We start from the raw sequence: 10,190 nt of genomic DNA, 5'->3' as shown, positions 1-10,190 counted from the left end.
ACCCATGAATTGTTGGAAACCATGTATCTTTTGCCTGCCTGGCCTGTTGCTGGCGTCCCTTCTCACCAGTGAAGGGCTCGCCGGTACCTGGGCAACCGGGAAAGCTGTGGAAGTCGACCGCTGTGCCGCTGCCTGGCTCATTGCCAGGAAGGTGGATACCACAGCAGAATTCATATTCCTGGAAGATAATCAATTACCGCCAAAGCAGGCAACCCCTTTTGATCTGCCGGTTGCTGAACTACGACGGGACCACAAACGTTCGACCTATGAATCTATTCTTGCGAAATACAATATACAAGACCAGAAATCCATAGAGATAGGCAAATTGGTTCGGTTGATTGAACTCAATTTTTTTGGCCAAAATACACAGGATGCCAGAACACTGGAAACAGACTTGCGAAAGCTATTCCACGAAAGCGCTGACAATGAAGAAAGCTACCAACGCTGCTTCCAATATTTGGATACTTTTACAACACAAACAACTACAAAATAATGCAATGAAAACGATCCAATACACCTTATGCATACTGGCCTTGTTCCTGGCCACCGTTGCCCATGCAAAAGATAAGCAAGTGGTAGTCTACACTGCCATGGACCAGATCTTTGCAGAACCCATACTGAAAGAATTTGAGCAACAGACCGGTATTACCGTAAAAGCTGTCTATGACATTGAAGCTGTAAAAACCACAGGCCTGGTTAATCGCCTGCTTGCTGAAAAAAAACACCCTCAATGCGACGTGTTCTGGAATAACGAGATCATGCGAACCATCAAACTGCAGCGTGAAGGAGTTCTGGCACCCTATGCGTCCCCTTCTGCAGATGATATTCCCGCTCAATTTCAAGATCCTGATCACTATTGGGCAGGCTTTGCAGCCCGCGCCAGGGTTCTGGTAGTGAACACGAATATCCTGCAGCCAGACCAGTACCCGACATCCATTCATGATCTGGTGGATACCAAGTGGAAAGGCAAACCAGTCATGGCCAACCCCATGTTTGGAACCACCTCCACCCATGTGGCAACACTGTTCGATATGTGGGGCGCTGCACCTGCTGAGCAGTTTCTCCAGGATCTCATCGCCAATGAAGTGCGTATCGTTGACGGTAACTCCGTGGTCCGCGATATGGTGGCCGAGGGGACTGCGCCATGGGGTATCACAGATACCGATGATGTGAATGTTGGTGTTCTGAATGGAAAACCAATCAAACCTATCCTTCCTGACCAGGACGGTTCTGGGACACTGCTTATCCCCAATACCATTGCCATGATCAAGGGAGCACCCCACGCTGTTGAAGCTAAACAGCTCATCGACTATATGCTCAGTAGAGAGGTTGAAAGCAAACTCTGCAGTTCCGAGTCTGCCCAGATTCCCCTGCGTCCTGGCATAACCGTGCCCAAAGGACAATTCCGACAGGAAGACATCAAGGCTGCGCAGGTGGATTTTGGCAGAACCACAGACATGATGGAAGAATCTGTACAGGCAGTGCAGAAACTTTTTATGCGCTGAAACGATGGCATTTGCGAGTCACAGACAGGGCAGAATACCAGGCCTGCCAACGCCCCTGACCATTGCAGGTATACTCCTGTTTTCGGTTGTAGCCTTGCTGCCGCCGGGGATTATGCTGGTCAAGAGCCTGATCCAGGAAGGCCAGTTGTCGTTTGGCCATTACCAGGCAGTCTTCGGCGATCTGCGTACCTGGATTCTCCTGGCACGTAGTGGTGGCATAGCCTGCGGTGCGACCCTGGTCGCATGTGTGTTGGGGATTCCTTTTGCTCTGGCTGTCTCCCGCATATCCTTTCCAGGCAATACGTTGTGCCGAATGCTCTATCTTGTGCCCCTGTTTATTCCACCCCATGTGCATGGCCTTGCCTGGATTGCACTCTGGGGGGAAAAGGGATTTTTTGCAACCCACCTGCCCTGCTGCATGCTCCCTTTTGAGTTGTACACAGTACCATGCGTTGCCCTGGTGCTGGGGTTATGTTACCTGCCGCTGGTTATCCTGCCTGTGATAACCGGCCTGCAGACAATGCAACACTCCATGGAAGAAGCTGCAGTTTTGTCGCGACATCCCCTGGCCGCTCTCTTAAAGATTACCCTGCCGCTGCTCAAACCCTATTGCATCAGTGGTGGAGTGTTTGTTTTCATCTTCAGTTTTTTTAATTATGGCGTCAGCTCCATGTTTCGGATATCAACCTTTCCGGTTGAAATCATGGCACGATTTTCCGCCTTCTACGACGAAGCCGGAGCAGCAGCCCTTTGTGCTCCAACCATCCTGCTTGCAGTCCTCCTGCTTGGTTGGCAGCAATGGATGCTTGCAGGGAAAGAATTCGTTGCCATCAGCCATGCCAGACAGCACAGTGAATATCACTCCCGGCTGATTGTCAAAACAGCAGCAGCAATCTTCTGCCTGTTGATACTTTGCCTTACAGTATTGCTGCCCGTTGCTGCCCTCGTGCAACAGGCTGGTAGCTGGTCAAATTATCTCATGGCCTTGAAAACTTCTTATAAGGAAATCGGAGCCAGCCTCCTCACAGCGTCCCTGGCAGCAACTGCTACTACTATCCTGGCCTATCTGGTTGCCAGGCATGTTGAGTCGTCGCGAAACACTTCTGTACAGGGCTTTGTAACCTATCTGCCCTTTGCCTTTCCAGCCACGCTGTTTGGTATCGGCTTGATTTATACCTGGAATACATCGGCAACACAGATGATATACACCACAACAGCCATACTTCTGTTAGCCTGTATGGGTCGTTTTATACCATTTGCCGTTCGCATTCTGTCTGCAGGGCTGAAGCAGGTGCATCCCCATCAGCTTGAGGCTGCTCTGCTCTGTGAATCTTCCCTGTGGAGACGATTAACCAGGATTGAACTCCCCCTGTTGCTGAAACCGCTCTGCACCTGCTGGTGCATTGTTTTTATTTTTTCCATGGGAGAACTGGGGGCGACCCTGCTGGTCATTCCACCTGGGCTATCTACTGCTTCTTTAAAAATATATACGCTTATGCATTACGGAGCCGGCTCCTTGGTGGCCGCCCTCTCCCTGATACTCATGTTCACCACACTCTGTATTTCCACCATGCTTTTTCTTACCACTGCCAGAGGTGCCGCATGACCTCGCTTATCCATTTAAAAAGACCTGTGCCTGCAATCTGCTTGAGTAATATCTGCTTCGGGATTGTGGAAAAACTTTCGTTGAGCCTGGCTCCAAAAGAGAAATTGGCACTCATCGGCCCTTCAGGTTGCGGCAAGACTACCACCCTTCGCCTCATCGCCGGATTTGAGCAACCTGAGTCAGGCACCATCCAAATGGGTGGTGCCACTGTCAGTGCAGCAAACAAATTGGTTCCTCCATATAAACGAAAGATCGCCATGGTTTTTCAGGACCTAGCGCTCTGGCCCCACATGACCGCCAGGCAACACCTTGCTTTTGTCCTGCCCAAATCCGTGAAACGCAGACAACGGCAAGAAAAAATCATGCACCTGCTCAACCTGGTACATCTCCCGTACCCGGACAAATATCCAGGCCAACTCTCCGGAGGGGAGCAACAACGCCTGGCCCTGGCACGCGCCCTGGCTCAGGCCCCGGATATATTGTTAATGGATGAGCCATTTTCTTCACTGGATACTGATCTGCGAAATACCCTCCTACAGGAAGTACGTACCCTGCTTGATCAACTGGGCATAACAACGATCTATGTCACCCACGATATGCGGGAAGCCGCCTACATGGCAGATCGGGTTGCAGTGCTGAATCAGGGACGACTGAAAACACTGGCCCCTGCCAGGGAGTTTTTTTCCACACAAAAGCACACGCTGTCACATAATCGGGCAATATCACCAGAACAGCCATATAAGGTACAACTATGAAACAGTTCTTCTTTCTCGTACTCGCCATTACCATAGGCGTCTCTCCGACAGCATTTGCCGGGCAAGAGGTCGTCTCCCGGGTCAGTCTTGATAATCAGGTTATAGCCAGTAAGCAAAAGAAGCTGCGAACTGCTCAAGCTGCTAAATCTGATGATGCTGCAGATGCTGCCACTGTCTCCTTTGAGTTACTCGATGCTGCAGAGACAACTGTACTTATCTGCGATCTCAGGGGAAATATCGTTCGAACTCTGGTTGCCAATACGCAGATGGATAGAGGCGAATACAGCCAGACCTGGGATGGCCTGGATGATGATGGCGAGCCTTGCCCTGGCGGGGTGTATGTTCCTGTGATCGAGGCAAATACGGCCCGTAAGGGGAGCAATACCTATAGCGCCACCGATGACAATTGGGGGAAAGAAGTCTTTGCCCAGGACATGCAGTACAATCAAAAAACGCTTGATTTCACCCTGCATACCAAGGCGTATGGCCGTGTACGTGTCGGAATCCTTGATGGGGGACCTATTTATATCACGTTGGCACCCTGGCAGATCTTTGAACCTGGCAGCCATTCACTTTCCTGGGATGGGAAGGATACCACAGGAAGGATCGATTTAACCAATCGAGATGACTTGTACCTGGTATTTGACGGGTTTTCCTTACCCGCCAATGCCATTGTTATCGACGGACCTATGGAGATCAGCCAGAAGCACTACCCCCAGTACCCGCTGCAAGCCGCTAACAGCAACCAGCCCAGTTACTATGCGCTCTACAGTGAGCCATTGCTGCCAGAACCTGCTTTTGAGGTGAGCTTCAAGAATGCTACAGATAAAGCCGCGCTCGGCAAGAAGGTCAAATTCACTGTTAGCCTCAAACAAGGTATTCCCGACACCAATCTTTCGGAAACCATGGTCTTTATCGATCATACGTTTGCTGCGGAATACCAGACCACCAAAACCCCGGCAACTATTACCTTTGATGCCTCGGAAATCCCGGCCGGAAAACATATCTTCACCGTTAACCTGATCACCTCGGACGACCGCGCTGCCTCCTGGTCGCTTCCTGTTACCTTTCGCTAAGGGGCCGCCGTCATGATGCATATGAAAACACCATCACAACGAACCATGCTGCACACTATTCTTCGCCTTACCCTGCTGCTTCTCTTTACCTGTTCCCATGCCCTGGCCTCTGTCAATGACTGCGGCCTGCAATCCCTTGCCCATCTACTCAAGCTGCAGGGAAGTGAAAAACAGGCGCAAGCTGTCCTGGAAATGCGTGGGCAACTCAGCAAGGGACAGTCAGTCAGTGATTTGCTCCGAATTGCAGAGACAGTATCCCTGCCCCTGCAAGCCTACCAGGTGACCTCCGAGCAACTTGCAGAACTTGACCTGCCGGTAATCGTGCACCTGAAAGGCAAACCAGTTGGTCACTTTACTGTGCTCCAGAAAATAGAGCAGGATACAGTGCAACTGTATGATGGCAGCACAGAGCACATAACTGCCATGGCCCTGGCAAATTTCAGAGGAGAGTACAATAATATTGCACTCAGCACTGATATCACAGCAGGATTGCCAATACTTTCTCGACAATCAGCTGCGACAATTATGGGCGGGCATGCTTCTGCTACTCCTGTCGGTGATTCCAATAGCCCCAAGCCAGATGATGACAAATGTCCAAAGGGAAATACTGCATGTTGTAACTGTGGTAATGGTTCCCCGGTATGGGCGGTAAACCCTGTGGACCTTAACCTCTACGTCAGGGATCTTCCTCTGCGTTACGATCCAGCTCTTGGACCCTCAGTCAACCTGACCCTTAACTACAGCAACAAACGCGTCGTGCGTACGGATTCCATATTAGGGAACAAGTGGAACCTGGGCTATCGCTCTTATGTTACTGTAGATGACACCGGCAATGTCACCATCATTATGCCGGGAGGAAGAAAAGACACCTACACGAAAAATGATGATGGGACTTTTCAATACGCGTACCAACGTTTTGACACTCTCACCCAACAGGCGAAAAACCAATACAAACTCACCCTTCAATCAGGAATAATCTATCATTATCAGTCTGTCACTGCCAACAGCAACATCTTTCTCTCTGCTATAACAGATCAATACGGTCACCATTTAACCCTTGATTATACCGGTGACCTGCTCACCAGCCTGACCGATGAGGATGGCAATACCACTACCCTGCAATACAATGAGGAAAACCTGCTGGAGCAAGTGAACGACCCTTTTGGCCGTAACGTCAGGTTCACCTATAACAGCGATCAGTATATGACCTCCATCACTGACATGGGCGGGTTCAAAACCCAGATGGAGTATGACAGTAACGGCTATCTCAGCGCCCTGGTTAATGCTGGGAGCCGTACAGAATTCAATCTGGAGCGAAATACAAATAGCAGCTACCCGCAGACCAACTACCCAGCTCCAGGGGCTGAAATGAGTTTTAATAAGAGGCTCACCATCACCCATCCGGATGGAGGAAAAGAGGAATTCCATTATGTAGCCATAGGTGCCTATGCCTGGAGGGTTTTACCCGAGCATTACCAGGAGTACACGCCAAGCCTGAACAACAGCTCAACCTCAGTGCCCAAAACTCTCTATTATTTCACCAATACCAATCAAGGTCGTGAAATTAGCAGTATCACCTACCCTAACGGGGAACGAAGACAGTTTACCTATGATTCCACCACAGGCCAAAAACTTTCTGAATCCGACGCCTCAGGCAGTCGCTATACCTTCACCTATACAGACAAAGGCCGTATGGCTACCATCAAGGAACCAGACAACCAAGTCACCACCCTTACCTATGCAGATAATGGGGTTGATGTGGTGAATGTTTCCAACGGCCTTGGTGAAATCATCCTGGAGTATAACACTACCCACGATGTCACCAAATATACCGACCTGGCAGGTAACAGAACCACCGCCAGCTATAATGGCAATGGCCAGATCCGCTCCATTACTAATGCGCTCAACCAGGTCACCAGCTTTATTTATGGTTCTGATAACCGCCTGGCCCGTGTTGAACGGGATAGTCAAGTACTGGCAGAATACAGCTATGATGCAAAAGGCAGACTGACTTCCAGTGAGATCGATGGAATGGCCCTAAGCTATACCTACGATAACCTGGATCACCTGACTTCTGTCACCTACCCGGATGGCAAAAAGGCGGAGTATGAATACAATTCTCTTATCTATCCGCACCTGCTGACCAAATCTACAGAACGTTCAGGTATCACTACAGACTACATCTATAACGGCCAGAAACTGGTGGAACGTGCTGTTAATAATGAAGGCGGAATTGAAAGATTCCTGTACGGCAAATCCTGCTCAACCCTGGCAGCCTTTATTGACCCCAACAGCAATCAGACCAGTTTTGAGTATGATACTACCGGGAATCTGGTCAGCAAAACCTATGCTGATGGCCACTCCCAGCAATACACCTACAATAACCGTGGGCTGGTGGAGACATCCACCAATGCACGGGGGATTAATACCCGCTATTATTATAACAGGATGGGTAATCTGCTCACCATTGATCATCAGGACCAGACCCCTGATGTGAGTTTTACCTATGACACCTATAATCGGCTCACCACTATTGTGGACGGTTCCGGTACCACTACCCTCACCTATAATGATGCTTCCCAGCTTGCCACCGTGGATGGCCCTTGGGAAGACGACACCATCACCTATACCTATGACGAGCTTGGTCGTCTGCAAAGCCTTACTCCCCAGGGAGGGCAGACACAGCAGGTTGGCTACGATACACTTGGTCGTTTAGAACAGATTCAGACCGATAGCCAAGTGTTCAGCTATGGGTACAAAGGTAATACTTCCCTGATTGAATCGCTGACCAGACCAGGCGATGCAACTACCACCTACAGCTACGATGCCATGCATCGTTTGACAGGTGTGGAAAACACCGGCACTGCAGGCGTATTCAACGCAACCACCTTTACCTACAACAACCAGGATCAACGAGATTCAGAAACCCTGACCGGTGGCCTCCCCTTACCTTCCCAGCAGGATCTGGTAACAGAAGGTTCCTTTAACATGGTCAACCAGCTGCTTGCCACCACCAATCCTGACCAGGACTTTGTCTATGATTACGACGGCAACCTGGTTGAAGGCTATACCAGGGAAGGATACCGCTTCCAGGCAGAATATGATGCCTTTAACCGGCTCCATGAAATCAGCTATACTGATGCGGACAATATCCGGCACCGAACCGTCTACACCTATCGCTTTGATTCCTTTCTGGCCAAAATCCAGAAGTTTGAGGGCCATAACCTGGTTGATGAAACCCACATTGTTCGCCATGGCAGGCTTGCCCTACAGGATAGAGATACCAACAACACAGTGCTCCGTGAATATACCTGGGGTAAAAACTTTGGCGGTGGTATCGGTGGATTGATCAATATTGCCAGCGGTGGGGAGAATTATCACCCATTGTATGATGGCAAAGGCAATATTATTGCTGTGCTGGATGCAAATCAGCAACAGGTTGCTCAGTATCGGTATAATACCTTCGGCCAACTGGTCAGTCAGAGCGGAGACTTTGAACAACCCTTTACCTTTTCTACTAAACGATATGACAGTGGGCTGGGACTGGTGTATTATGGATATAGGTTTTATTATCCTGCTCAGGAACGGTGGCTGAATCGGGACCCGCTTGGGGAAGAAGGTGGGATTAATCTGTATGGGTTTGTTGGGGGGAATCCTGTTAATTGGATCGATCCATGGGGGCTCAAGACCTACGATGGATTTTGGGATAATCTTTTTGGAGTGGAAGACCGAATGGAACATTATAGACACTATGACTATACCCCTGTTTCCAATGTACCTGTAAATCCTGATTATATAAATTCACTTAACCAAGGATGCTCCACAGGCTGTAGTTATGCTGGTGGCGCTGCCTGCATAGCAGCGGGTTACGCAGTAGCAGCAACTGGGATAGGGATAGGGTATACAGTTCCCTTTGATATTGGTTGCATGATTTTATCAAATGAAGGGTGTAATAACAAATGCTCTAAGTAAAGCGGGATATGAGTTTACCCTCTAAAAAGGGTAAACTTACTTATCGCATCCAGAAGCGGAAAGGCTAATCAAAATAAACCTCAATTTCAAAATAATTAGCCCAATGAGCGGTTTCTTTTGCTTCAACTTGCGATTCCGACTTGATCGTTTTTTTCAATATATGGAATGGATAAGGGCAAAGCAATGAAAATCAAATTTATCGTTTCCCCAAAAGCTATTCCAGAATTGGCTGACTTGCCTGATCATGAAAAAATAAGAATCTGGAAAAAATTTAACGGAAAAGGTTTTCAACGATTGGCAACATGGGCTGCGCTTATAATTTCTATCCTTTGGACTATCTTAATATTACACATTCGCATATCAGTCCAATATGCACATCCAAATTGGAACTCTTATTTGCTTATTATATTGCAGTCGATTATAGGTCTTGGAGGGGGGTACTCATTTTTCTTTACAGTATGGATCTATAATGTTCGCCCATATATTCGAGACTATATCACAAGAACGAAAAAGGAGTCGACCTAAACAACGAAAAGGGAAAAAGGGGACAGAACTATTTCCTCGCACTGATAACGAAGAAGGCGATAGATTATTTTTTGAGGAAATAACGCCCAGCCCACTTTCATCACAGATTTCCGCAAACTGGTAGAACGGGTGGCAACTTTGCTTGCAACACGGGCGACAGATTAATTTTTCTAAGCTTGCCAAGACACCATGATCTCTTTTTGATACCTGTTTGGGGCAAAACAAGCTTGTGAAAAAAAGGGGACAGATTTATTGTGCGGCCGGGCCAGGTCGTGTATTTCAGCGGGTGTGACCCCCGCCCCGGAAGGTTGGCCAGCCACCGGGTAGCAAGTCTTTGGAGGCACCGTGGTAACATAGTGTTTTAAGCGTAAGACATCGAGCAGATAGGCCGTAAGCCGTAAGGTTGAAGGGATTGAGCCCCGAAATTGTCGCGTCAGGAAGGATCACACTGTAATAAAAGTGGAAATCAACACAGGTGCCAGCGCTATGGCAAGTTGCCATCTGCTTCCTCGGGGTCAGAGACCATGGCATGTCTGACATAGTGAATACACGGCAACCCGGGAGGCCCTGTGCTTCTTTTGAAGTCAAAGAGTATGCCGGACAACTGAAGAGGTAGGAAGGCAAATGTGGCACAGGGAGTCGGATAGCCTCATAGTACCAATGAAGGCAGGTAATGCTGCTGGAGGAAAGGAGACTACACATGGTAGCGCATCGTAAGGAAACATCGTCCGTCCTCAGAGTCGGAGAGCCG

6 protein-coding genes are annotated in these 10,190 nt (G+C 48.9%); all 6 read left to right on the top strand.

What is annotated here, in order from left to right; translation table 11 throughout:
* The first annotated feature begins 4 nt into the window (after positions 1–4).
* From G493_RS31680 to G493_RS0101995, 6 genes are read left to right on the top strand one after another with little or no spacing between them, the layout of a single operon-like run.
* Positions 5–493 carry a chromate resistance protein ChrB domain-containing protein gene (locus G493_RS31680; protein ID WP_051308942.1) on the top strand — a complete coding sequence of 163 codons (489 nt, stop codon included), beginning with the start codon at positions 5–7 and terminating at the stop codon, positions 491–493.
* A gap of 4 nt (positions 494–497) precedes the next feature.
* Positions 498–1,505 (top strand): extracellular solute-binding protein, encoded by a 1,008-nt coding sequence (locus G493_RS0102015; RefSeq protein ID WP_035273235.1) that lies wholly within the window; start codon positions 498–500, stop codon positions 1,503–1,505.
* 4 nt (positions 1,506–1,509) lie between these two features.
* The gene (locus tag G493_RS0102010; RefSeq protein ID WP_028579023.1) at positions 1,510–3,111 is read left to right on the top strand and encodes an ABC transporter permease; all 1,602 of its coding nucleotides are present in this window, start codon (positions 1,510–1,512) and stop codon (positions 3,109–3,111) included.
* On the top strand, positions 3,108–3,866 hold the full coding sequence (locus G493_RS27410) for an ABC transporter ATP-binding protein (RefSeq protein WP_051308941.1): 759 nt from the start codon (positions 3,108–3,110) through the stop codon (positions 3,864–3,866). Before G493_RS0102010 ends, G493_RS27410 begins: the two co-directional genes overlap by 4 nt.
* Complete coding sequence (locus G493_RS0102000) at positions 3,863–4,942, top strand: FlgD immunoglobulin-like domain containing protein (protein ID WP_028579022.1); 1,080 nt, start codon at positions 3,863–3,865, stop codon at positions 4,940–4,942. Before G493_RS27410 ends, G493_RS0102000 begins: the two co-directional genes overlap by 4 nt.
* A 21-nt stretch (positions 4,943–4,963) precedes the next feature.
* On the top strand, positions 4,964–8,914 hold the full coding sequence (locus tag G493_RS0101995; RefSeq protein ID WP_161629778.1) for an RHS repeat-associated core domain-containing protein: 3,951 nt from the start codon (positions 4,964–4,966) through the stop codon (positions 8,912–8,914).
* Positions 8,915–10,190 lie beyond the last annotated feature (1,276 nt).

The organism is Desulfogranum japonicum DSM 18378 (assembly GCF_000429945.1).
GTDB classification, from domain to species: domain Bacteria; phylum Desulfobacterota; class Desulfobulbia; order Desulfobulbales; family Desulfobulbaceae; genus Desulfogranum; species Desulfogranum japonicum.
The sequence above is the reverse complement of the archived record's forward strand: the minus strand, read 5'-3'. Positions and strand labels throughout refer to the sequence as shown.

Excerpts from the sequence above, each read along its gene's own strand:
- G493_RS0101995 (WP_161629778.1), top strand. The coding sequence starts at position 4,964 with ATGAAAACACCATCACAACGAACCATGCTGCACACTATTCTTCGCCTT.
- G493_RS0102000 (WP_028579022.1), top strand. The coding sequence starts at position 3,863 with ATGAAACAGTTCTTCTTTCTCGTACTCGCCATTACCATAGGCGTCTCT.
- G493_RS31680 (WP_051308942.1), top strand. The coding sequence starts at position 5 with ATGAATTGTTGGAAACCATGTATCTTTTGCCTGCCTGGCCTGTTGCTG.
- G493_RS27410 (WP_051308941.1), top strand. The coding sequence starts at position 3,108 with ATGACCTCGCTTATCCATTTAAAAAGACCTGTGCCTGCAATCTGCTTG.
- G493_RS0102015 (WP_035273235.1), top strand. The coding sequence starts at position 498 with ATGAAAACGATCCAATACACCTTATGCATACTGGCCTTGTTCCTGGCC.
- G493_RS0102010 (WP_028579023.1), top strand. The coding sequence starts at position 1,510 with ATGGCATTTGCGAGTCACAGACAGGGCAGAATACCAGGCCTGCCAACG.